Genomic DNA, 24057 nt, shown 5'->3' on the forward strand with positions numbered 1-24057 from the left:
TTTAAGAGGTTTTTATGGCAAAAACTCTATATGATAAACTTTGGGATGCGCATGTTGTCCGAAGCGAATCAGATGGTACTAGTTTAATTTATATTGATAGACATTTACTACACGAAGTAACTAGCCCTCAAGCTTTTGAAGGATTGTCTTTATCTAGTAGGAAACCTTGGCGTATAAATGCTAATTTAGCTGTGGCAGATCATAATGTTCCAACTAGTAATCGTGATAATGGAATAGATGATCCTGTATCTAAACTACAAGTAGACACATTAGATGATAACTGTGAAAGATACGGCATAGTTGAATTTAAAATGAATGATTTACGACAAGGAATCGTTCATGTTGTTGGTCCAGAACAAGGTGCTACATTACCAGGAATGACAGTTGTCTGCGGTGATTCTCATACCAGCACTCACGGAGCGATAGGTGCATTGGCATTTGGTATAGGAACATCAGATGTCGAACATGTTTTAGCAACTCAGACCTTATTAATGAAGAAAAATAAGAATATGCTAATAAATGTAGAAGGTGTAGTACCTGAAGGCTGTTCTGCAAAAGACATTATTCTTTATATTATTGGTGTGATAGGTACCGCTGGTGGCACAGGATATGCAATAGAGTTTGCTGGTAAGGCTATTTATGATTTGTCTGTTGAGGGCAGAATGACTATTTGCAATATGGCCATTGAGGCTGGTGCAAGATCAGGCATGGTAGCCGTAGATTCTAAGACAATAAGCTATTTTAAGGATCTGCCATTTTCTCCAAAAGGCGAGATGTGGGATAAAGCTGTAGAATACTGGAAAAGTTTGCATAGTGATGATGGGGCTATGTTCGATAGGATTGTTAATATAGATGCTAACAAAATACAACCTCAAGTAACTTGGGGAACATCTCCGGAGATGGTCCTTCCTATTAGTGCTAAAGTTCCAAATCCTAATAATGAGAAAGATCCTGTAAAAAGAAGCAGCATAGAGAGGGCTTTAGATTATATGGGACTTTTGCCAGATACACCTATAGTTGATATACAAATAGATAAGGTTTTTATAGGATCTTGCACCAATTCCAGAATCGAAGATTTACGTGCTGCAGCTTCTGTCGTTAATGGAAGGAGAATATCATCTAATATTAAATTAGCCATGGTAGTTCCGGGTTCTGGATTAGTTAAAAAGCAAGCTGAAGAAGAAGGTCTTGACAAGATCTTTATCAATGCTGGTTTTGAATGGAGAGAACCAGGTTGTTCTATGTGTTTAGCCATGAATTCTGACAAATTAAATCCTGGAGAACGTTGTGCATCGACCTCCAATCGTAATTTTGAGGGTCGTCAAGGTCAAGGTAGTAGAACTCATTTATTAAGCCCTACTATGGCGGCAGCTGCAGCAATTGCTGGTCATTTTGTAGATTATAGAGAATTTTATAATTAAGTATTAATACACTATGCAAGAATTTAATGTATATGAAGGTCTAGTGGTTCCGTTAGACAGAGAGAATGTTGATACGGACCTTATTATTCCTAAGCAATTTTTAAAATCTATTAAACGTACAGGTTTTGGTCCAAATTTATTCGATGAGTTAAGATATTTGGACCATGGCGAACCAGGAATGGATAATAGTAAGCGTCCTTTAAACAAAGATTTTGTCCTTAATAAGGACAGATATAAAGGTGCTACTATACTACTGACTAGGAAAAATTTTGGTTGTGGATCAAGTAGAGAACATGCTCCTTGGGCTCTTACTCAATATGGTTTTAGAGTGATTATAGCCCCATCTTATGCTGATATCTTTTTTAATAATAGTTTTAAGAATGGTTTGTTACCTATAGTATTGCCTGAAGATGATGTAGATTCTTTGTTTAAATCAGTAGAGAATAAAGTTGGTTATAAAATCAAAGTTGACTTAATTAATCAAGTTGTTATAACAGATAACGCTAATTTGATAAATTTTGATATAGAACCATTCAGAAAATATTGTTTAGTTAATGGACTTGATGATATAAGCCTTACATTACAACATAAAGAAAATATTAGAGAGTTTGAAAATATTCATTTAAAAAAATATCCTTGGTTAAATATTTAATTATCTGTTTATAAATTAATAATTGTTATTTGGTAGGTAATATGACTAATACTATTGCTGTTTTAGCTGGTGATGGGATAGGGCCTGAGATTGTTGAGCAAGCAGTTCGTGTTTTATCATCATTAGGTTTGAACTTTGAAATGAAGGAAGCTCTTGTAGGAGGAGCCGCATTTGATAAATTTGAGCACCCTCTACCTAAGTCTACTTTGGATTTAGCAAAAAATTCTCATGCTGTGCTTTTTGGTGCTGTTGGCGACTGGAAGTATGATCACTTGCCTAGAGAGTTACGCCCGGAGCAATCAATTCTAGGTCTGCGTAAGAGCTTAGGTTTGTTTGCTAATTTAAGGCCTGCTTTTTTATATAATGAGTTGTCAAATTCATCTACCTTAAAACCTGAAGTTGTTTCTGGATTAGATTTATTGATAGTTCGTGAATTAACAGGTGATGTGTATTTTGGAACCCCTAGAGGTGTTAGAAATGCAAATGATGGTAATTTTATTGGAGAGCGAGAGGGCTTTGACACTATGCGGTATGCGGAGTCCGAGGTTCGAAGGATAGCTAAATTAGCATTTGAATCAGCAATGAAGCGTCGCAAAAGATTATGTAGTGTGGATAAAGCTAATGTTTTGGAGACTTCTCAATTTTGGAGAGACATAGTCATTGATACTGCTAAAGGGTATCCTAATGTAGAGTTATCTCATATGTATATTGATAATGCGGCTATGCAGCTTGTAAAGAACCCATGTCAATTTGACGTAATTGTTACAGGAAATCTATTTGGCGACATATTATCAGATGAGGCAGCAATGCTGACTGGATCTATAGGCATGTTACCTTCTGCTTCGTTAAATTCTAATAATCAGGGACTGTATGAACCAAGTCACGGTTCTGCTCCTGACATAGCAGGGAAAGGAATAGCAAATCCTTTAGCTACCATACTTTCTGCCTCTATGTTGTTAAGATATTCACTTAACTTATCTAATTATGCTGATTTGATAGATAAAGCAGTACAAAGGGTTTTGTCTAATGGATTGCGTACCGCTGATATTTATGAAAATGGTACCACCAAAGTAGGAACATCTGAAATGGGTAATGCTGTTATAAATGAATTAAGGTTGCCTTAACACTTATGAAAATTTATTTGTGTTTTATGAGTTAAATTTTTCATTATTTAATTTTGTTTAAAACTTATTTCGCAAGAGTGAATAAAAATGGTTCAAGCGGTCGGTTTGGTAGGATGGCGTGGAATGGTTGGTTCTGTTCTAATGAAAAGAATGAGAGATGAAGGAGATTTCTCTCTTATAGAGCCAGTTTTTTTCTCTAGTAGTAACCCTGGTGCTAATGCTCCAGAATGGGCTGATGGCACAGGAAAATTAAAAGATTCTTATGATATTCAAGAATTAAAAAAATTACCAATTATTATTACTGCCCAGGGTGGAGATTATACAACACAGGTACATAGTAAACTTAGACAAGATGGTTGGACTGGTATATGGATAGATGCTGCTAGTACCCTCAGGATGAATAATGATGCTATTATTATCCTTGATCCTGTCAATCGTTCTGTCATAGACTCTGCTTTACAAAAAGGCGTTAAAGATTTTATAGGTGGTAACTGTACTGTAAGTTGTATGCTTATGGGGTTAGCTGGATTATTTAATAATAATCTTATAGAATGGGCAACTTCAATGACTTACCAGGCAGCTTCTGGTGGTGGTGCTCAACACATGCGTGAGTTGTTGAATCAGTTTGGGTTTATAAATAATTCGGTATCTGATTTATTAAATGATCCCGCTTCGGCGATTCTTGAAATTGATAGGAAAGTTTTATGTCTTCAAAAAAGTAGTGATTTGCCGCAAAACAATTTTGGTGTTCCACTGGGCGGTAGCCTAATACCATGGATAGATAAGGATCTTGGCAATGGAATGTCTAGAGAAGAGTGGAAAGCTGGAGCTGAAACTAATAAAATTCTTGGTCGTAGCAAATCTGATTCTATAAGTATAGATGGATTATGTGTGCGTGTAGGAGCTATGAGATGTCATAGTCAAGCTCTTACATTGAAACTTAAAAAAGACATTCCATTAGAAGAAATAGAAGATATTATAAGCACCGGCACGAAATGGGCTAAAGTCATTCCTAATAATAAGGAAGAGACTATGTCAAAATTAACTCCAATTGCAGTAACTGGAACCTTAGATATTCCTGTAGGTAGACTACGAAAATTATCTATGGGATCAAAATATCTCAGTGCCTTTACAGTTGGTGATCAATTATTGTGGGGAGCTGCTGAACCTTTGCGACGTATGCTACGCATAGTTCTAGAAGAGGCGTAGGTTTTTATAACACAATAGGGTATTAGCTATGGGAACTTGTGCCTTATTGTGTGATATTTTTAAAATTTTATATTTATTCATCAAAAATTAAAGAGTATTTTTAGTATGTATAGAATTGCTATGTGCATTTCTTACAATGGCGCTAGTTTTTGTGGATGGCAAACTCAATTAAATCTTTGCGCAGTACAAGATATTATAGAAAATGCTTTGTATAATTTCTCTGGGTTTAAAAAAACCAGAGTGGTTTGCGCCGGACGTACTGATGCAGGGGTTCATGCTGTTAATCAGGTTATACATTTTGATACAGATTTAAACAGGGAAATTGAATCTTGGGTCAGAGGTGTTAATTCTTTTCTACCCAATTCTATTTCTGTAAAATGGGCTCAGTTTGTAGATAATAATTTCCATGCCCGTTTTAGCGCTATATCTAGAACATATTTCTATATTATATATTGTTCTAAAGTAAGATCAGCTATTTATAATGAATTGGTTGGATGGAGCTTCTATGTTTTGGATGTTGATTTGATGAGAAATGCTATTGATTTTTTGGTAGGAGAACATGATTTTAGCAGCTTCAGGTCATCACAGTGCCAGTCTAAAACTCCTGTTAGAACCATTTATAATGCTGACATTAATAGAAAAGGACCATTTATAGTTTTTAGTATAACGGCTAATGCTTTTCTTCACCATATGATTCGTAATATAGTAGGCTCATTAATTCAGGTTGGAAGAGGGAATATAGATCCTATTCGAATTAAAGAGCTATTATTGGCTAAAGATAGAACAAAAGGTTTTCCAACTTTTTCTCCTAATGGGTTGTACTTAATGAACGTTGAATATCCATCTGATTTTCACATAAAGGAAAATTGTGATAATCAAATTTTTATGCATTTCTAGAATAATTAGTAGTTATTATGATCAATAATAGAGTTAGAATAAAGGTGTGTGGATTCACAAGGGAGGAAGATATTATATCTGCTGTAAACTTGGGAATAGATGCTATAGGCATGGTTTTTTATGAAAAAAGTAAACGTTTCATTTCGATAGATAGAGCAATTAAATTAAAAAAAGAGATACCTCCATTTGTGGATCTGGTTGCCTTGTTTGTTAATGCATCAAAAGACATGATTAACGAGATTCAAGATGCTGTTTGTCCTGATTATTTACAGTTTCATGGTGATGAAACTCCAGAATTCTGTGATAGCTTTAATCAGAAATATTTAAAAGCTTTCCGTGTTGGTTCTCCGAAACTAGATTCTAGTAATCTTTTATTAGAAGAGTGTTTAAAGTATAATAGTGCTTGTGGATGGTTATTTGATAGTTATAGCTATGGTTATGGTGGAAGCGGAAAGACTTTTGATCATAGTATATTAAAGACTGTATGCGCTCAATCAGTATGTAAAAGGCCTGTAATATTATCTGGTGGCTTATCCATAAATAACATTGTTGATTCTATAAATTATTTGCATCCGTGGGCTATTGATATAAGTAGTGGGGTAGAGATAGAACCGGGTATAAAGTCTTCTGCTAAAATTCAAGAAATAATTAATGCAGTGAATATATGATTTACTAGTTAAATAATATTACAACAATGTGTATTATGTTTTTATTTGCAGATTTTTTAAATAAGATATAGAATTACAGATTTATGAAGGCGGTTAGCTCAGGCGGTTAGAGCGCTACGTTGACATCGTAGAGGTCGTTGGTTCGAGTCCAATACCGCCTACCATTATTTTATGATCTTAATGCTAGCAATTTGTTTGTTCATCATTGGTATGATGTATAGGTGGTTCATTGGTAATATTTCTTATGGAATATTTATAACGCAAATTGTTATCTTATCTGAGTCAATAACTTAAATTATTTTACTTTCTAGCATGCATATTTTGTTTACCATTATATAAATATAATTTTTTTATTGTGTCTGGCAAAATGTATTACTAGCATTTTTATTAACGGTTAATTTTTAGATAACGGATATTTGATGATAATAATTACCTTTCCAGATGGTGTTCAACTTAGGTATAAAAGTCAGGTTACAATCTCACAATTAATTATAGATGCTAATTTCAACGCCGGAGAAATAGTTGCTGCTCAGGTAGACATTGATGGGAAGCAATTAGAGATATTAAATACTAGTGCCTCTATAAAAAGTAATGCTAAAGTAAGATTGATAAAAAAGAATGATAGTGAATGGTTATCTATATTAAGGCATTCCACAGCACATTTACTTGCTTATGCTATCAAGGAATTATTTGAAGATGCTAAGATAGCAATAGGTCCAGTTATAGAAAATGGTTTTTACTATGATATTTCCTGTAAAAAATCGTTCAACGAAGATGATCTTGAAATGATCGAAAAAAGAATGATAGAAATATCATCTAGGGATGAAAATATTACTAGAGAGGAATGGGATAGGAATCATGCTATCGATTTCTTTAAAAATCAAAACGAAATATACAAAGTTGAACTAATATCCAGAATACCTTTAGATGAAAAAATTTCTATCTATAAAGAAGGTAGTTTTGTAGATTTATGTAGAGGCCCACATGTGCCATCAACTGGATATTTAAAGTATTTTAAATTATTAAAACTATCTGGTGCTTACTGGAATGGAGATAGTAATAATGAAATGTTACAAAGGATATATGGAACAGCATGGGCCACTAAAGATGATCTAGACAAGTATGTAGAAATGTTGAAGCTTGCAGAGAATAATGATCATCGTAAAATAGGCAAGGATCTCGATTTATTTCATTTTCAAGAAGAGGCTCCTGGCTTAGTATTTTGGCATGCTAATGGTTTATTAATATGGCAACAAATTGAATATTATATGAGGGATATTTATTCTAAAAATGGATATAAAGAAGTAAAAGCTCCTCAGATAATAGATGTGTCATTATGGAAAAAAACAGGACACTGGGATAATTATCGTGAAAATATGTTCACTGTAAATTCTGAAAACAGAACTTATGCTTTAAAACCAATGAATTGTCCAGGTCATATACAAATATTTAATTCTAAGTTGCATTCATATAAAGATCTTCCTATTAGGTATGGAGAGTTTGGAAATTGTCATAGAAATGAATCTTCTGGTTCTCTGCATGGATTAATGAGATTGCGTGGTTTTACGCAAGACGATGGACATATATTCTGCACAGAAAACCAGCTACTTGAAGAATGTACTTTATTTACAAAATTGTTGCAAAAAGTATACATGGATTTTGGTTTTAATGATATCACTTATAGTGTTGCAACTAGGCCTAAAAAAAGAATAGGTAGTGATCTTATATGGGACAAGGCAGAATCAGCCCTGATGGACAGTTTAAATAGTATTGGTTGTGATTTCTCCATAAACAAAGAGGAGGGTGCTTTTTATGGCCCGAAGATTGAGTATACTCTTAAAGATGCTATTGGTAGAAGTTGGCAATGCGGTACTGTGCAGGTTGATTTTTCAATGCCTAATCTATTGAATGCTGAATATATCAACAGTGATGATTGTCGTCAGAATCCAGTTATGATTCATAGAGCCATATTAGGATCTATAGAACGTTTTATAGGTATTTTAATTGAGCATTATTCTGGTGTAATGCCGCTATGGTTAGCTCCAATCCAGGTTGTTGTATGTTGTATTTCTGAACAATCTATTGAATATGCAAGATCAATTTATTCTGTCTTGTTCGATAAAGAATTCAGGGTTGAGGTTGATTTGCGTAATGAAAAAATCGGACGTAAAATTCGTGAACATAGTCTAAGAAAGACACCTTATATTATTGTGGTTGGTGAAAATGAGAAAAATAATGGTAATATTTCAGTTCGATGTCATGGTTCTATAAATCTTGGACTTATGAGTTTGGAAGATTTTATGATTCGTTTGAATTCAGAGATATCTAAGAAGTGTATGGTATCTTCTTAGGTCATAAGATAAATATTTTTTAGGAGTTTTTAATATCGTCACCGAAAAAACTAATCGCATCAATGGTGAAATCCGTATCCCCGAGGTGCGTCTTATAGGAATAAATGGGGAGCAATTAGGGATCGTAAAGATTTCTGAAGCTTTACGTCTTTCTGAACAGCATCAGGTTGATCTTGTTGAGATCGCACCTAATGCTATTCCTGCAGTTTGCCGATTGATGGATTATGGTAAATTTAAGTACAGAGAACAGAAGCGTCAGGCTGAGGCAAAAGCTAAACAAAAAGTAATTCAGGTAAAAGAAGTAAAATTTAGACCTTCTACAGATGAAGGTGATTATAATGTTAAGCTTAAAAATCTACGACGTTTTTTGGATGAGGGAGATAAGGCTAAGGTAACACTGCGTTTCAGAGGCCGTGAAATGGCTCACCAAGAGTTGGGTATGCGTGTACTAGAGAGAATCCGCAAGGATTTGTCTGATTCTGTCATAGTTGAGTCCATGCCAAAGTTAGAGGGAAGGCAAATGGTAATGATGCTTGCCCCTAATAAAAAGACTACGCCTAATAAAGATTGATATTGTTATTACCTATCAACAGAATAGAAAATATTCTGATGGTCTATTATAATCGAGTGGCTCGTGTATTTCTGTTTTATACGAGCCATGTCGACCTAAGGTTATTTTTATGCATATTTTGTTTATTATCGATCCTATAAATTCTTTGAAGGCGTATAAAGATACTTCTGTTGCTATAATGCGTGCTTTGCTTGATAAAAAACATCGTGTTAGCATTGCAATGCAGAATGATATCTTTATTGATTCTGATAATATAGTTAAGTCGAATACTAAGTCTATTTGCATTAACGACAATTTAAATGAAAAAATATGGTGGACCATTACTGATACTTACTATAGGGTGCCATTGAATAATTTTGATATAGTATTACTACGTAAAGACCCTCCTTTTGATTTAGAATATCTTTATACTACACATTTATTAGAAATTTCAGAAAAACAAGGTGTAAAAATTTTTAATAGCCCTAGTGCTATACGTAATTATCCTGAAAAACTTTCTATAATGAAATTTCCTGAGATAATAGCCCCTACCTTAGTTACCAGTAATGTAGACTTACTTAAAGATTTTTATTATTCACATAATGATATAATAGTCAAACCCCTTGATGGAATGGGCGGAGTTGGTATCTTTAGAATAAAAGATGGTGATTCAAACTTAAATGTTATTTTAGAGGTTTCCACAAATAACGGTAGAACTACTGTCATGGCACAGAAATATATATCTGATATAACCAATGGTGATAAAAGGATACTAATCGTTGGAGATAGAATAATACCATTCTGTTTAGCCAGATTTCCTTTATCAGGCGAACATAGAGGCAATCTTGCAGTTGGAGGAAAAGGGAAAACTCAGAAACTATCTGAAAGAGATATTAGTATAGCTAATACTGTTTACAATAAATTATATGGACATGGTCTTTATATAGTTGGTTTAGATGTTATAGGTGAATATTTAACTGAAATAAATGTAACAAGCCCAACATGTTTTGTAGAGATTTCAAATCAAACTGGACTTGATATTGCAAATATCTTAGTAGAGTTCTTAGAGAAAAAAGTAAATTAGTCTTTATATTTAAATTTATTCATAAATAGTGTGTATTATGTTAGCCAAAAATGTTACTGTCAATAATGAATACGGGTTAAACGCAACTGAGTCTATCAAATTGACCAATATTGCTAGTGGTTTCCAAAGTGATGTTTTTATTTCTAGTAATTCTCGTAGAGTAAATGCAAAAAGTATAATGGGTGTTATGATGTTAGCTGCTTGTAATGGAGCAAACATCAAAATAGAGACTATTGGAATAGACTCTGAAGAAGCGATGGATGCTATTGTTAATTTTTTCAATAAATGTTAGATTGAGCCAATTAAATAGTTATCAAGTATTTGTTGATCCAAAACCTTTTTCTCCTCTGGTATTTTGATGTGAGAAATTTTCAACTATTTTAAAATCAGGTCTTATTATGGGGATAAATATCATTTGAGCTATTCTCTCTCCTGGTGCGATATCTATATCTATTCCTGACTCTATATTATTTCTATTCCAAACACTTATTAATATAGGACCTGAATAGTCTGCATCAATTACCCCCGCTGTATTTCCCAGCACTAGACCTTTCTTATGCCCTAATCCAGATCTTGGTAATATCATTGCCATAATATTTTTATTATTTATATGAATAGATATCCCAGATGATAATAACTGAGCAGGATTTCCAGGTTTTATTTTTATTGTACTATCTATACAAGCGTATAGATCTATAGCAGCTGCAAGATCTGTTTGATAGGTTGGAGGCCCCCATAATTTTATTATTCGATCATCTAATATTTTTATTTCTATAGAAATGTTATTCATATTTTTAACTAAACTATTTTTGTTCTATTGTGAATTTCAAGCATTAATTTTCTTGCTGCTTGCATTTTACTCATTTTAGGGAATTTATATGATCCATTAGAGTCAAAAAGTACCAATGTTGTTGTATCCAGCTCAAATGTTTCGCTAGCTATATTTCCTACTATTAGTTGTACTTTTTTGCTTAGTAGTTTCAGTCTAGCATTTTTATCTAAATCATCTGTTTCGGCGGCAAATCCTACACACCAAGGACCATTATCAATTCTAGCTACTTCTGCCAGTATATCCTTATTAAAAGTTAATGATATATTAGGAATAGTTTTCAAAATATTATCTTTTTTGATTTTATTTTTACTAAAATTTTTTATTTTCCAATCACAAACAGCAGCTACAGATATGAATATGTCTGTAGCTCGAACATTATTCATAACAGTTTCATACATTTCTTCAGCTGTTGTTACTTTATAACATTCAATATTATAAGGAATCTCTAATGATGTTGGGCCGGTAATCATTGTTACTATCCCTCCTAATTCGCTTGCTGCTCTTGCTATAGCATAACCTGTCTTACCTGAGGATCTATTACTAATAAATCTAACAGGATCAATCGGTTCAATAGTTGGTCCAGCAGTTATAAGTATTTTTTTTCCTTTTAATAACTTGTCTTGTAGTGAGGCTATTATTTCGTTAACTATACTAGTAGTTTCAGATAATCTTCCTATACCAATATCGCCACATGCTTGTTTTCCAGATTCTGGTCCTATAATATTTATTTTATCTTCTATTAGTTGCTTAATATTTCTTTGTGTGCTGGAATTATCCCACATCTCTTTATTCATAGCTGGAGCTATAAACAAAGGGCATTTCCTAGCTAAACAAATTGTTGATAATAAATCATCGCCTATTCCATTAGCTATTTTTGCTATGAAATTTGCAGTTGCTGGCGCTATTAATATTAAGTCATTACAACGGCCTAGACTTATATGAGTCATGCCATTATAAAATTTATCTTCATTTTCGTCACTAAATACAGGCCTACCTGACAAAGCCTCCATTGTAATTGGAGTAATGAATTTTTGAGCAGATCTTGTCATTACAATATCTACGATTGCCCCATTACTTATTAGTCTTCTAGTTAATTCTGCTATTTTATAGCAAGATATACTACCAGTCATTCCTAAGACTATACGTTTCTTATCAAGATCTAGCATTTTATTAATTTATTGAATTCACTAGCTTTCATATGTATTTTGGTTTTTTGACATAAAATCATTTGTAACAAAAATCAAAAAACCTATGCTTATCATAATATCTGCTATATTAAATACTGGGAAGTAAAAATTGTGGTAATGCAAGGATATAAAATCTATTACATATCCGTAGACTATTCTATCAGAAACATTTCCAAGAGTACCACTAAGTACTAATATAGCAGCAAACCTTATTTTAATAGACAAATCACTTTTATCACTGGCTAATCGATGTATAAATATCATTATGAATATCGATGCAACAATTCCAATAGAGATAAGTAGATATTTTTGCCATACTTGCTGATTTGATAGCAACCCGAATGCTGCTCCATCGTTATATATCAGCGTTAAATCTAAAAATGGAAATACATTTAAACTGCTGCCGTAAGATAAATGGTTGTTATAATATGCTTTTGTTCCTTTGTCCAGAAAAACGAAGAGAAGCACACCAATAACATATAATATATTATTAAGACTGATAAAATTAACAAGCCGCCACCTACTATTATTAGTCATAATTCATATCCTCTATAAGCACAAAATTATGACTACATACAGGTAGATTCTGACGATAGTATGTTTTCCACGCATCTGATGCATAGGTCTTTATATCTATCATTGCATCCAACATCTTCGGTATAATGCCAGCAACGTTCGCATTTCTTATTGCTAGATACATTGACATTAATTATTACATCATTACTATCATGCTTATAAACTAATACTTTTGATACAATTAATACAAACTTCAATTCTTCTTTTAAACTGTCTAATATTTTTTTATCAGACAAGTTCACATATATATTTACTTCAGCTTGCAGGGATGATCCTAGTTTACCAGTATTGCGTATTTCCTCTATCTTTTTTTGTGTTAAGTCTCTAATTAATCTAATACGATCCCATTTTTTAACCAGCAAGCTATAATCATTATTATCAAGCCCTAAATTATTATATACATCAGTGAATATTGTAATATTGTTATTCATTTTTGTATTAAAATCTATTGCTTTTGTTTCTAGCAATGATTTCCATGCTTCTTCTGCTGTAAATGATAGTATAGGAGCTAGCATCTTTATCAAAGATTGAGCAATTTCTGATAAGGCGCTCTGAGCAGATTTTCTAGCGAAACTATCTGGTTTTGTGGTGTATAATCTATCCTTTAAAATATCTAAATAAAATGCCCCTAGTTCTTCCGAACAAAAATTTTGTAATTTAGATATTGCTGTATGAAAGTCATATTTTTCATAATGACAAATCACTTCTTTTTGTATTTGATATGTTACGCACAGAAAATATTTATCTATTTCTAACAGATTGTCAAACTTTATGAATTGCTCAGCTCTATCGAAATCGTTAAGATTGGCAAGGAGAAATCTTACTGTATTGCGCATTCTTCGGTAGCTTTCAACCACTCTATCAAGTATTTCATCTGAAATGTGCATTTCTGCAGAATAATCTGTAGTAGCAACCCATAACCTTAGTATTTCTGCTCCTAGAGAATTACATATCTCCTTAGGTGATATTATATTTCCTAATGATTTACTCATTTTGCGGCCATTTTGATCCACAAAAAATCCATGTGTTAAGACTGATTTGTAAGGTGATTTTCCATACAGCATGCAACCAACCAACAAAGAAGAATGAAACCATCCCCTGTGTTGATCTGAGCCTTCTAGATATAAATCGGCAGGCCAGCTCAGTATATTTTTATGAGAACCATCGATGTCATTATTAAGACCTCCTATTACAGTGGCATGCGTTGACCCAGAGTCAAACCACACATCTAATGTATCTTGATTTTTTCTATAAAGCTCTACTTCACTTTCATCTATCAGATCACTTATATCTATTTTTTGCCATTCCTCTATACCACCTTTCTCTACTCTTAGAGCTATTTTCTCTAGAATTTCTATAGTTCTAGGGTGAATTTCATCAGTTTCTTTGTTTACTAGAAAAGCTATAGGCACACCCCATTTTCTTTGTCTTGAGAGTGTCCAGTCTGGTCTATTAGCTATCATAGATTTCAAACGTTCTTTTCCCCATGTAGGGTAGAATGTTATGTTGTCAATGTTTGATAAAGCTGATTCTCTAATTGTTATATCATTATGCTTGATATCCATTCCAGCAAACCATTGACGTGTTGCTCTTAATATGATTGGTGTTTTATGGCGCCAGCAGTGCATATAACTATGAGAATAGTCTTCAGATTTTACTAATGATCCGTTTTTTTCTAGAAGATCTAGTATCTCTTTGTTTGCATCCCAAATTATTTTATCACCAAAAACTGGTAGGTTTTTATCATACTTGCCATTGCTATTAACCATGTTAAGTATATCTTTGTCTTGAAAGCCATTTTCTTTAAAAACAGCAAAATCTTCCACGCCATGCGCTGGTGCAGAGTGTACTACACCTGTACCATTATCCAATGTTACATAATTAGCAAGATATAGCTTAGATCGTCTATTATAAAAATTATGTGTCTCGGATAATGGATGTAAAAATTCTAAATTCAGTAAATATTTTCCTTTGGTAGTGGCTATTATTTCAAATTCTTTAATATTTGTTTTTTCAATAAAGTAATTAATTCTGTCTTTTGCTACTATTATTAAAGAACCATGAATAAATGATGGCTTAACTCGCACCAGGGAATATTCTAAATCAGGATGTACATTTATAAATTGATTAACAGGTATGGTCCAAGGAGTTGTTGTCCATATAACAATACCTCCATCTTCTTGGATTTTGTCTAAATTAAAAGCTCTTGATAATTTATCTTTTTCAGTAAACTTGAAGGATACAAATATAGAAGTATCTAGGCGGTCGTTGTACTCAACCTCTGCATCAGATAAAGCTGATCCGCAATCAAAACACCAGTTAACAGGCTTCAGTCCTTTGTAAAGATATCCATTTTTTAAAATTTTAGCTAACACCCTAAGCTCATTAGCTTCATTTTTAAAGTTCATTGTTAAATATGGATTATCCCAGTGTCCCAATATACCAAGACGTTTAAATTCGGATTTTTGTCTTTCGACCTGTTGGCTTGCATATTTACGGGCCCTTTGCTGCAACTCCTTAGTTTCTAGATTTTTGCCATATTTCTTTTCTATTTGAATTTCTATAGGCATACCATGGCAATCCCAACCAGGAACATACTGTGCATTATACCCAAGCATCAGTTTACTCTTAATTATTATATCTTTTAGGATTTTATTAATAGCATGTCCAAGGTGTATATCCCCGTTTGCATAAGGAGGGCCATCATGTAAAGTAAACTTTACTCTGTCTTTACATGCGGATTCAATAGCTGTATATATTTGTTTGTCTTCTAATTGTTTTACCCACACAGGCTCTCTCTGCGCTAAATTTCCACGCATAGGGAAAGATGTTTCAGGTAAATTAAGTGTTTTTTTATAGTCCATGTTTTAAAAAATAATATCGTGCGTCTTGTACGTCTTTTTCTATCGCTTCGATAAGAGTACTCATGTTAGTAAATTTTTCTTCATCTCTAAGTTTCATTATAAGATCAACTGATATAATTTCACCATATGCATTTACTTTCTCATCCAATAAGTATGTTTCAAGCAACATCTTTCCATTGTTTTCTAGTGTTTTTCTAGTTCCTAAAAATGCTACCCCTGGTAATGCTTTACCTTTTAATCCATGGACTACTACAGCATAAGTACCAGTGCTGATAGCACAATCTTGCTGAATTTTTAAATTCATTGTTGGAAAACCTATGGTTCTTCCTATTTTATTTCCGTGTATTACGTGTCCACTAATTGACAACCTTCTTCCTAATAATTTGTTGGCGGCGCTTATATTTCCTTTGCTTAATATAGATCGTATCCTGGAACTAGATATATTATGATATTCTCCATCTCTCAACATTTCTATAGAAATAGTCTCGAAACATGAATTTGATTTTCCTATTTCCTTTAGTGTATTTATGTTTCCAGTTCGATTATGACCAAACCTAAAATTTTCTCCAACTATTACGAGACGTACTTTTAATATATCGATAAGGTAATCTTTAATAAAATTCTCTGCAGATATTTTTGCTATATCTTTATTAAATTTGTTTATTATAATTTGGCGAATTCCTTGTTGAGCCAACATCGAAAATTTATCTCTAAATCCACAAATATTTTTTTGTTTTTGCCCTGAAAAATATTCTTTTGGATGAGGATAGAACGTTAATATTGAAGGTAATAGATCTCTAGTTTTAGCCTCATTAAAAAGACAGGAAAGGATTTTTTTGTGTCCTAGATGAATCCCATCAAAATTCCCTATTGTTATTGCACAAGGTTTGAATTTATCATTAGGTTTAATATGTCTACTTATGTATAATTTTTCTTTCACAGTTAGTAACTTTGATTTATAAGAGTCAAATAGATAGTTCATATATTAAATAAGAAGGAAGATTTTATTTTGACTAAACATTCTAATAAAAAAAGCCGATTTGTTATACTTATATCAGGTCGAGGCAGCAACATGCAGAAAATAGTCGAGACTTGTAAAAATGAAAATTGGTCTGCTGATATAAGTGCTGTCATCTCTAATAACCCTAGGGCATCTGGGCTAGATTGGGCTAAAGACAATAACATAAATAGTATATCTTTAGACAGTAGTAGTTATTCTGATAGAGATAAATTTGACAGTGATTTAAGCTCAGAGATAGACAAATACTCTCCAGATTATATTTTGCTAGCTGGTTTTATGAGAATACTAGGTCACTCCTTTGTGAAAAAATACTATGGAAAGTTAATAAATATACATCCTTCTTTACTGCCTGCTTTTCCAGGTTTAAATACGCACAGCAACGCTATTGCTAGTGGTGTGCGCATTCATGGCTGCACTGTACATTTCGTGTCTCCAGAGCTAGATAGTGGCCCAATAATAGCTCAAGGCTACACTAATGTTTTTACTCACGATACTGTTAAAACACTAGCAGAAAGGGTTCTTATGGTTGAACACAAAGTTTTACCTTCCGTGGCTCATTGGTTAACTTTAGGTGAAGTTACTCTGAATAATGATAATAAAGCTATAATCCTGAATGATCATAATGGCTTATTTTATTTATGATTTAATTTCATGCTAATTAATTATTAGTTAGTTTTTAATGTTGTATTATGGAAACATAATTTCTATTTGGAATATTAATCATTGTTCCTATAATTTTACAGCTCCGATTTTTAAATTGATTGTTAGCTCACTTATTTTTTAGAAATTTCATGCCAATTTATATTATATCTAGCTAATGTTTTATAGTAATATTCTGCTATTCGTTTTTCTGGATTTATGAAATTTCTCATCTAGTTGTAAGAGTAAAATTATAAAATCAACTTTTTACACTATCCTATATAGTAAGTTAGAATAACGTGTTTTGTATGATTACTCTGCTTAGCATAAAATTTTAGTAATTGTATTTAATGTGTTTTTAATTATGTATTGTTATAAATGAAGGTTATATAGCTTTACAGCAAGTCTTTATATCTTAATTAAAACCACTAAAGATTCTGATATGTTTTTGAATATTCTAATTTAGTTTATTGTCAATTTTGTATTATAGTCTCATTAGGATCATGATATTGATACCTATTTGTCCTTGGAAATTATTTTAATATTATCTCATCATAAATATGATTCTAGAAGAACTTAACAAAGCACAGAAAGAAGCAGTAACTCTTGATTCTTCACATGCCTTAATTTTAGCTGGTGCAGGCAGTGGTAAAACCAAAGTTTTAGCATCAAGATTAGCATGGTTATTGGATACTAATCAGGTTGATGTATCCAATATTCTAGCTGTAACATTTACCAATAAAGCTGCCCGTGAAATGATTTCTCGTGTTTTGAAAATGGTGAATATAGATACACGCAGACTTTGGATAGGAACTTTTCATAGTTTGTGTCACAGAATGCTTAGAATTCATTGCAATGAGGCACATCTATCTAAGGATTTTCAAATCATAGATACATCGGATCAAATATCACTAATCAAACAGCTAATTAAAATTAATAATATTAATGATTCAAAATACCAACCAAGAGATTTTCAGCGTTTTGTGAATTCTAATAAAGAAAATGGTGTTAGATATGTTAGTGTAGACACTCGTAGAAGTTATGATCGTGATTTGTTAGATTTTTATAAATTGTATGAGGATTATTGTTTTAAAAATAATTTGGTAGATTTTTCTGAGCTATTGCTAAGGTGTTATGAACTTTTAAAATATAATGATAATCTTCGAGGATACTATAATGACAAGTTTTCTCACATACTAATAGATGAGTTTCAAGATACTAATAAATTACAATATAATTGGATAGGTTTACTTATTGGGAGACAGACATCTGTCTTTGCAGTTGGTGATGATGATCAGTCTATATATGCATTTCGCGGTGCAAATATAGATAATATGTCGTCGTTTGAAAAGACTTATGCTAAGGGGTCTGTGATTCGTTTAGAGCAAAATTATAGATCTTTTGGACATATACTAGGAGCAGCCAATTCTTTAATAAAGCACAATAAAGGTCGTCTTGGGAAAACCTTATGGACAGATCAAGGAGACGGAGAGCTAATTAGAGTTGTTGAGAGCTCTAGTGACGTTGGCGAAGCTCATTGGATAGTAGAAGAAATAAGGAATCTTATTAGAAAAGGTATAGATGCTAGTAGCATAGCCGTTTTATATAGAAGCAATATGCAATCTAGGGTTATAGAGCATGCTTTATTTTCTAGTAATATATCATACACAGTTTATGGTGGCCTTAGATTTTTTGAACGCCAAGAGGTTAAGCATGCTCTAGCTTATTTAAGACTTGTGGTGAATCCAAACGATGATAATGCCTGGTTAAGAGTAGTAAATTTTCCATCACGTGGCATCGGAGCACGCACTATAGAAAATCATTTAGAATTAGCAAGATCAAATAATTTAAGCTTAAGAGATTCGGCCAGATATGTACCTGGGAAAGGAGGTGCTAGTATATCATCTTTTTCTAGTTTAATTGATGATCTTATTATTAATTCTAATAGGCTTACCTTGCCTGAATTAATAGAATACACTATAGAACGTAGTGGGCTGGGGTCGTATTATAAGAGTGAGAAAGATTTGCAGGATCGTTTAGAAAATTTGAAGGAGCTTATAACTGCAGCTACCGTTTTTTCTATAGATGAAAAGTGTGATAGTACCCCTGCCAACAATTCATTATCTATGAATTCAAATATAGATGATGGGATTATCTCTACTCCGTTATTATCATTTCTTTCAAATGCATCCTTAGAAGCAAATGAAAATATATCTGGTGATCATGCTTCTTCTATACAGTTAATGACAGTACATGCCTCTAAAGGTCTAGAGTTTAAGGTGGTTTTTATTACAGGTGTTGAGGAAGGGTTATTCCCTCATGAAAATAGCATGTCCGAAGATTCCGGATTGGAGGAAGAACGTCGTTTAATGTATGTTGCAATAACTAGGGCAGAAGAAAAGCTATATATTTCTATGGCAAATAGTCGTATGCTGAGAGGACAAGTTCGTTATTCTTCAAGTTCTCGTTTCCTAGATGAAATAGATATGAATCATATTCAATGGTCTAGGTCTGGAGCTATTTATAAAAATAATTCAAGTAGACGATTTAAAGAAAAATCAAGTGTTGAGCATACAAAACCCAATCAGAACAATTTAGTCAATAATTATAGTTCTAATTATAGTTCTATTTCTTCCAATAAAAGATCAATTGTAAATGATAGATTATTTTCGATTGGTCAATCGGTTAGTCATAATCGTTTTGGTGATGGTATTATAGTAAAATTGATTGGTAGTGGAAGTTCGGCACAAGCTCAAATTAATTTTCAAAATCATGGCATGAAAACTCTAGCTCTAACAGTAGCTAAATTAGAAGTTAAAAACTAGATTTCATTCATTTATGGTATCTGTTCTTTATGTAGCAACATAATACTATTCTCAGTATTAGCAGTAGTTATCCATGTTGGATTAATGTTTTGAAAATGTTTTATAAAATTATTATATTCATTACCTATTTCTAGGACTAGAATTCCTTCTCTTTTTAAGAATATCTTAACTTTTTTAATATTTTTTATAATACTCATACCATCTTCACCTCCATCAAGGGCTATTATCGGTTCATGTAAGTATTCTTCAGGCAGGTTATTGAGAGATTGAGTATTTACATAAGGTGGGTTACATATAATGATATCATACTGACTGATTGGTATATCATCAAATAGATTACTGTTTATTATTTTAATTCTATCTTGCAGATTATAGTAGTTTATATTTTTTTCAGCTATTTTTAGAGCTTTTTCAGAAATATCAGTTGCAGTGACAATAGATCTTTGAAAAGAAAGTGCAGACAGTATGGCAAGACACCCTGAGCCAGTACATAAATCCAGAATACTAGTAATTGATTCTGGATCTTTAACCCAAGGATATATACAATTTTGTATTATTTCAGAAATCGGAGACCTTGGTATTATAGCATTTTTGTTTATATAAAATTTATACCCTTGCAATAAGGATTCTTCTGTTAAATATGAAACAGGTATTCTAAGGTCAACTCTTTTACTAATCAAATGCAGAATTTTTCTTATTTCATTTTCTGTGATATTAGAGTCTAAGAATATATCTAGATTATCAGCAGTTAAATTCAATGAATGCAATATGAGATACACGGCCTCATCATATGCATTATCACTTCCATGACCAAAAAAAATACCAGATTTATTAAATATAGTTGTTGTATATCTAATAATATCTCTCAAGGTTCTCAATCGATTTATACAAGAATAGTTGATCATCATAAGTTATAATAAGAGTAATTTTTCTAATGTTAATTTATATATGTTCTTTAATGTATTTAGAGACGATATATCTATTCTTTCATTGACTTTATGTATTGTGTCATTGCAAGGACCAAATTCTATTATCTGTTTACTGATTTTTGTTATAAACCGCCCATCTGAAGTGCCACCTGATGTGGATAGTGTGGTTTTTATGTTTGTTTCTTCGAATATAGATTCTTTTATGGCATCTATAAGTGATCCATTTTGAGTTATGAAAGGTTCTCCATTGAGCATCCAATCTAACTTATAACTTAATTCGTATTTATCTAATATAGAATGAACCAATTTTTTTAGATTCTCTGGAGTATTTTCAGTTGAAAAACGAAAGTTAAATTTCACTTCTAGTTCACCAGGTATAACATTAGTTGCTCCATTACCAGAGTGAATGTTTGATATCTGAAATGTGGTAGGTGGGAAATGCTTATTTCCTAGGTCCCATTTGTGGTTTAGTATATCTGATAATGCAGGAGAGAATGCTTGTATTGGATTCAATGCTAGTTGTGGGTAGGCTACATGTCCTTGAATTCCTTTTATAACAAGATTGCCCGATAATGAACCCCTTCTACCATTTTTACACATATCTCCAATTTTCTTTTCTGAAGTAGGCTCTCCAACTATACAGAAATCTATTGACACATTATTTTCTTTTAAGTATTTACAAACTAAAGATGTACCATGAACTGCGTCTCCTTCTTCATCTGAGGTTATAAGGAGAGCAATAGATCCATTATGCTGTGGATACTTTTCTACAAACTCTTTAACGGCCACTAAAAAAGCAGCTATAGACCCCTTCATATCAGAGGTTCCTCGTCCATATATATAACCATCACACTCAGTTGGGACAAAAGGATCACTAGCCCATTCTTCTATCTTGCCAGCAGGGACTACATCAGTATGTCCAGCAAAAACGAATAGTGGATTATCAGTGCCTCGTCTAGCCCACAGATTAGTTACACCATTCTTTGCTATTGTCTTACATTTAAATCCAATATCCGTCAGGATGTCAGATATTACTTTTTGACATCCTGCATCATCTGGAGTAATAGACTTTAATGAAACTAGATTGTTTACAATATCAATCACTGACAGATTATTTGTCATTATGTTCTCAATAAGTCATTTATGCTTGTCTTTGATCTAGTTTTAGCATCTACTCTCTTTACTATTACAGCACATGCTAGACTATGTGATCCATCAGAAGAAGGTATTGATCCTGGAACAACAACTGATCCAGATGGAACTCTTCCATAAATGATTTTTCCAGTTGTTCTATCTAAAATCTTTGTGCTTTGAGAAATAAATACTCCCATAGCCAGGACAGAATTCTCTTCTACAATTACTCCTTCTACTACTTCTGATCGTGCTCCGATAAAACAGTTATCTTCTATTATAGTTGGGTTTGATTGCAAAGGTTCTAAAACCCCACCTATGCCTACTCCACCTGAAAGATGTACATTTTTACCTATTTGAGCACATGACCCAACCGTAGCCCATGTATCAACCATAGTACCTTCGTCTACGTAAGCTCCTATATTCACATATGATGGCATTAAAACTACATTACTAGCTATAAAAGATCCTTTTCTTGCTATCGCTCCCGGAACAACTCTATATCCAGACTCCATAAATTTCTTGTCATCAAAGCCAGAAAATTTTAGTGGAACTTTATCATAAAATAACATTGATCCATTACTTACAGTTTTATTTTCCTCTATTCTGAAAGATAATAGTACTGCTTTTTTTATCCACTGATTAACAATCCATTCACCGTTTATTTTTTCCGCAACTCTTAGTTTGCCAGAATCTAGCAATTCTATGGTGTCTTTAACAGCATTAGAAGCTTCAGTTTTTAAGTTTGTAGGAGATAAGTTTAATCTATCGTCCCAAAGATTTTCAATCGTGTTTTGTAATTTTGTATTAGTCATAATAATTAGTATAAATAAAAGATATTAATGTTTCAGATACTGTTTTTCACAAAGTTAACAATTCTATTTGCAGCTTCGACACATTCTTCTAAAGAAGAAACCAGGGCAATTCTTATTCTGTTATTACCTGGATTTGTTCCTAAAGATTCTCTAGCCAGAAAACTTCCAGGAAGCACAGTAACGGTTGTTTTTTTATATAGTTCTCTCGTGAATATAGTATCTGACATAGGAGTTTTTGCCCATAAATAAAATGAGGCTTGTGGTCTCGATACATCTAAAACTTTTTGTAATATAGGTAGAACTGTACTTATTTTGTTTGTGTATAGCTTTCTATTTTCTTGTACATGAATTTCATCATTCCAAGCTGCTATACTTGCACTAACAACTACCGGTCCCATTGCGCTTCCATTGTATGTTCTATACAGAAGGAATTTATTTAACAACTCCGAGTCGCCTGCTATGAATCCTGACCTTAAACCTGGTAAACTTGATCTTTTGGACAAACTAGAAAATACAACTAGATTTTTAAAATCTTTTACACCGATAATATCAGCAGCTTGCATACCGCCAAGAGGGGGGGTCATTGTTTCGTCATATATTTCTGAATAACATTCATCTGAAGCTATGATGAAGCCATATTTACTAGACAAGTGAAATATTTTTCTCCATTCATCTAGATTAATAACATTGCCTGCTGGATTTCCTGGTGAACACACGAATACTAATTTTGTTTTTTTCCAAATATTTTCTGGAACACTATCCCAATCATATGAAAAATTACTACCTTGATCTAAGTTTATATAATAAGGTTTAGCGCCAGCTAAAAAAGTAGCCCCTTCATAGATTTGGTAAAATGGATTTGGACATATCACTATGGGATCTGGATCGGAATCTGAATCAATAGCAATTTGTGTAAATGAAAATAATGCTTCCCTAGACCCTAATGCAGGCAAGACTTGTGACTCTGCATCGACAGATTCTATCTTATAACGATTTTTTATCCATTTACAAATAACTTCTCTTAAAACTATATCTCCCTTTGTTGATGGATATACGGACAATCCTGACAAATTTTCTATTATTGTTTTTTTTACTATGGGTGGTGATGGATGTTTGGGTTCACCTATAGATAAATTAATAGGAATAGCATCGTGGCTTTCATTTTCAATATCTACATTCTTTAAAAGAGCACGTAGATTTTCAAACGGATAAGGATTTAATTTATTTAATCTTTTGTTCATAATGTACAATTCTGGTCATTAAAGTGCTATAATACCACCAA

The 24057-nt window shown here is 32.7% G+C and carries 21 protein-coding genes and 1 tRNA gene; 13 read left to right on the forward strand and 9 right to left on the reverse strand.

The window, feature by feature from the left end; translation table 11 throughout:
* Positions 1-14 precede the first annotated feature (14 nt).
* The 11 genes from leuC (at position 15) to ST1E_RS01200 (ending at position 10248) form a co-directional block, all read left to right on the forward strand.
* Positions 15-1421: a 3-isopropylmalate dehydratase large subunit gene (leuC, locus tag ST1E_RS01150; RefSeq protein WP_015389412.1), complete on the forward strand. Its 1407-nt coding sequence runs from the start codon at positions 15-17 to the stop codon at positions 1419-1421.
* A gap of 13 nt (positions 1422-1434) precedes the next feature.
* Entirely contained in the window at positions 1435-2073 is a 639-nt protein-coding gene (gene leuD, locus ST1E_RS01155) for a 3-isopropylmalate dehydratase small subunit (protein WP_015389413.1), read from the forward strand.
* Between the two features lie 41 nt (positions 2074-2114).
* Complete coding sequence (gene leuB / locus ST1E_RS01160; RefSeq protein ID WP_015389414.1) at positions 2115-3197, forward strand: 3-isopropylmalate dehydrogenase; 1083 nt, start codon at positions 2115-2117, stop codon at positions 3195-3197.
* Between the two features lie 87 nt (positions 3198-3284).
* Entirely contained in the window at positions 3285-4406 is a 1122-nt protein-coding gene (gene asd / locus ST1E_RS01165; RefSeq protein WP_015389415.1) for an aspartate-semialdehyde dehydrogenase, read from the forward strand.
* Positions 4407-4511: 105 nt separating this feature from the next.
* A complete protein-coding gene (truA, locus tag ST1E_RS01170) occupies positions 4512-5303 on the forward strand; it encodes a tRNA pseudouridine(38-40) synthase TruA (RefSeq protein WP_015389416.1) in 792 nt (263 codons plus the stop codon).
* A gap of 17 nt (positions 5304-5320) precedes the next feature.
* Positions 5321-5971 carry a phosphoribosylanthranilate isomerase gene (locus tag ST1E_RS01175; protein WP_015389417.1) on the forward strand — a complete coding sequence of 217 codons (651 nt, stop codon included), beginning with the start codon at positions 5321-5323 and terminating at the stop codon, positions 5969-5971.
* 87 nt (positions 5972-6058) lie between these two features.
* Positions 6059-6135 (forward strand) — tRNA-Val (locus ST1E_RS01180).
* A gap of 255 nt (positions 6136-6390) precedes the next feature.
* Positions 6391-8322 (forward strand): threonine--tRNA ligase, encoded by a 1932-nt coding sequence (gene thrS / locus ST1E_RS01185; RefSeq protein WP_015389418.1) that lies wholly within the window; start codon positions 6391-6393, stop codon positions 8320-8322.
* Between the two features lie 34 nt (positions 8323-8356).
* Positions 8357-8893 (forward strand): translation initiation factor IF-3, encoded by a 537-nt coding sequence (gene infC / locus ST1E_RS01190; protein WP_015389419.1) that lies wholly within the window; start codon positions 8357-8359, stop codon positions 8891-8893.
* A gap of 109 nt (positions 8894-9002) precedes the next feature.
* The gene (gene gshB, locus ST1E_RS01195; protein ID WP_015389420.1) at positions 9003-9956 is read left to right on the forward strand and encodes a glutathione synthase; all 954 of its coding nucleotides are present in this window, start codon (positions 9003-9005) and stop codon (positions 9954-9956) included.
* 37 nt (positions 9957-9993) lie between these two features.
* Positions 9994-10248: an HPr family phosphocarrier protein gene (locus ST1E_RS01200; protein WP_015389421.1), complete on the forward strand. Its 255-nt coding sequence runs from the start codon at positions 9994-9996 to the stop codon at positions 10246-10248.
* Positions 10249-10269: 21 nt separating this feature from the next.
* Here ST1E_RS01200 and dut read toward each other — a convergent pair whose 3' ends face one another.
* Genes dut through ST1E_RS01225 form a run of 5 tightly spaced genes read right to left on the reverse strand, consistent with a single transcriptional unit; the run spans position 10270 to position 16397 of the window.
* Positions 10270-10746: a dUTP diphosphatase gene (dut, locus tag ST1E_RS01205; RefSeq protein WP_015389422.1), complete on the reverse strand. Its 477-nt coding sequence runs from the start codon at positions 10744-10746 to the stop codon at positions 10270-10272.
* Positions 10747-10754: 8 nt separating this feature from the next.
* Positions 10755-11954, reverse strand: coding sequence for a bifunctional phosphopantothenoylcysteine decarboxylase/phosphopantothenate--cysteine ligase CoaBC (gene coaBC, locus ST1E_RS01210; RefSeq protein ID WP_015389423.1), 1200 nt, complete (start codon positions 11952-11954; stop codon positions 10755-10757).
* 21 nt (positions 11955-11975) lie between these two features.
* Entirely contained in the window at positions 11976-12512 is a 537-nt protein-coding gene (lspA, locus tag ST1E_RS01215) for a signal peptidase II (RefSeq protein WP_015389424.1), read from the reverse strand.
* A gap of 32 nt (positions 12513-12544) precedes the next feature.
* A complete protein-coding gene (gene ileS, locus ST1E_RS01220; protein ID WP_015389425.1) occupies positions 12545-15415 on the reverse strand; it encodes an isoleucine--tRNA ligase in 2871 nt (956 codons plus the stop codon).
* Positions 15405-16397 carry a bifunctional riboflavin kinase/FAD synthetase gene (locus tag ST1E_RS01225; RefSeq protein WP_015389426.1) on the reverse strand — a complete coding sequence of 331 codons (993 nt, stop codon included), beginning with the start codon at positions 16395-16397 and terminating at the stop codon, positions 15405-15407. The genes ileS and ST1E_RS01225 overlap by 11 nt, the downstream gene beginning before the upstream one ends.
* Before the next feature lie 27 nt (positions 16398-16424).
* Between ST1E_RS01225 and purN the strand changes: the two genes are divergently transcribed.
* On the forward strand, positions 16425-17078 hold the full coding sequence (purN, locus tag ST1E_RS01230; RefSeq protein ID WP_015389427.1) for a phosphoribosylglycinamide formyltransferase: 654 nt from the start codon (positions 16425-16427) through the stop codon (positions 17076-17078).
* Positions 17079-17635: 557 nt separating this feature from the next.
* Complete coding sequence (locus ST1E_RS01235) at positions 17636-19900, forward strand: ATP-dependent helicase (protein ID WP_015389428.1); 2265 nt, start codon at positions 17636-17638, stop codon at positions 19898-19900.
* A gap of 11 nt (positions 19901-19911) precedes the next feature.
* Here the strand turns inward: ST1E_RS01235 and prmB are convergent, their stop codons facing one another.
* From prmB to dapC, 4 genes are read right to left on the reverse strand one after another with little or no spacing between them, the layout of a single operon-like run.
* On the reverse strand, positions 19912-20805 hold the full coding sequence (gene prmB / locus ST1E_RS01240) for a 50S ribosomal protein L3 N(5)-glutamine methyltransferase (protein ID WP_041186004.1): 894 nt from the start codon (positions 20803-20805) through the stop codon (positions 19912-19914).
* 6 nt (positions 20806-20811) lie between these two features.
* Positions 20812-21951 (reverse strand): succinyl-diaminopimelate desuccinylase, encoded by a 1140-nt coding sequence (gene dapE / locus ST1E_RS01245; RefSeq protein WP_015389430.1) that lies wholly within the window; start codon positions 21949-21951, stop codon positions 20812-20814.
* On the reverse strand, positions 21951-22775 hold the full coding sequence (gene dapD, locus ST1E_RS01250) for a 2,3,4,5-tetrahydropyridine-2,6-dicarboxylate N-succinyltransferase (protein ID WP_015389431.1): 825 nt from the start codon (positions 22773-22775) through the stop codon (positions 21951-21953). Before dapD ends, dapE begins: the two co-directional genes overlap by 1 nt.
* Positions 22776-22807: 32 nt before the next feature.
* Positions 22808-24016, reverse strand: coding sequence for a succinyldiaminopimelate transaminase (dapC, locus tag ST1E_RS01255; protein ID WP_015389432.1), 1209 nt, complete (start codon positions 24014-24016; stop codon positions 22808-22810).
* Between the last annotated feature and the right edge of the window lie 41 nt (positions 24017-24057).

Source organism: Candidatus Kinetoplastibacterium galatii TCC219, assembly GCF_000340905.1.
GTDB classification, from domain to species: Bacteria; Pseudomonadota; Gammaproteobacteria; order Burkholderiales; family Burkholderiaceae_B; genus Kinetoplastidibacterium; species Kinetoplastidibacterium galati.

What these genes read in the sequence shown, in the direction of transcription:
- coaBC (WP_015389423.1), bottom strand. Translation starts at nt 11,954, where the DNA reads ATGCTAGATCTTGATAAGAAACGTATAGTCTTAGGAATGACTGGTAGT.
- leuB (WP_015389414.1), top strand. Translation starts at nt 2,115, where the DNA reads ATGACTAATACTATTGCTGTTTTAGCTGGTGATGGGATAGGGCCTGAG.
- ST1E_RS01175 (WP_015389417.1), top strand. Translation starts at nt 5,321, where the DNA reads ATGATCAATAATAGAGTTAGAATAAAGGTGTGTGGATTCACAAGGGAG.
- leuC (WP_015389412.1), top strand. Translation starts at nt 15, where the DNA reads ATGGCAAAAACTCTATATGATAAACTTTGGGATGCGCATGTTGTCCGA.
- asd (WP_015389415.1), top strand. Translation starts at nt 3,285, where the DNA reads ATGGTTCAAGCGGTCGGTTTGGTAGGATGGCGTGGAATGGTTGGTTCT.
- prmB (WP_041186004.1), bottom strand. Translation starts at nt 20,805, where the DNA reads ATGATCAACTATTCTTGTATAAATCGATTGAGAACCTTGAGAGATATT.
- dut (WP_015389422.1), bottom strand. Translation starts at nt 10,746, where the DNA reads ATGAATAACATTTCTATAGAAATAAAAATATTAGATGATCGAATAATA.
- truA (WP_015389416.1), top strand. Translation starts at nt 4,512, where the DNA reads ATGTATAGAATTGCTATGTGCATTTCTTACAATGGCGCTAGTTTTTGT.
- dapE (WP_015389430.1), bottom strand. Translation starts at nt 21,951, where the DNA reads ATGACAAATAATCTGTCAGTGATTGATATTGTAAACAATCTAGTTTCA.
- ST1E_RS01235 (WP_015389428.1), top strand. Translation starts at nt 17,636, where the DNA reads ATGATTCTAGAAGAACTTAACAAAGCACAGAAAGAAGCAGTAACTCTT.
- leuD (WP_015389413.1), top strand. Translation starts at nt 1,435, where the DNA reads ATGCAAGAATTTAATGTATATGAAGGTCTAGTGGTTCCGTTAGACAGA.
- gshB (WP_015389420.1), top strand. Translation starts at nt 9,003, where the DNA reads ATGCATATTTTGTTTATTATCGATCCTATAAATTCTTTGAAGGCGTAT.
- ST1E_RS01200 (WP_015389421.1), top strand. Translation starts at nt 9,994, where the DNA reads ATGTTAGCCAAAAATGTTACTGTCAATAATGAATACGGGTTAAACGCA.
- dapC (WP_015389432.1), bottom strand. Translation starts at nt 24,016, where the DNA reads ATGAACAAAAGATTAAATAAATTAAATCCTTATCCGTTTGAAAATCTA.
- ileS (WP_015389425.1), bottom strand. Translation starts at nt 15,415, where the DNA reads ATGGACTATAAAAAAACACTTAATTTACCTGAAACATCTTTCCCTATG.
- thrS (WP_015389418.1), top strand. Translation starts at nt 6,391, where the DNA reads ATGATAATAATTACCTTTCCAGATGGTGTTCAACTTAGGTATAAAAGT.
- dapD (WP_015389431.1), bottom strand. Translation starts at nt 22,775, where the DNA reads ATGACTAATACAAAATTACAAAACACGATTGAAAATCTTTGGGACGAT.
- ST1E_RS01225 (WP_015389426.1), bottom strand. Translation starts at nt 16,397, where the DNA reads ATGAACTATCTATTTGACTCTTATAAATCAAAGTTACTAACTGTGAAA.
- lspA (WP_015389424.1), bottom strand. Translation starts at nt 12,512, where the DNA reads ATGACTAATAATAGTAGGTGGCGGCTTGTTAATTTTATCAGTCTTAAT.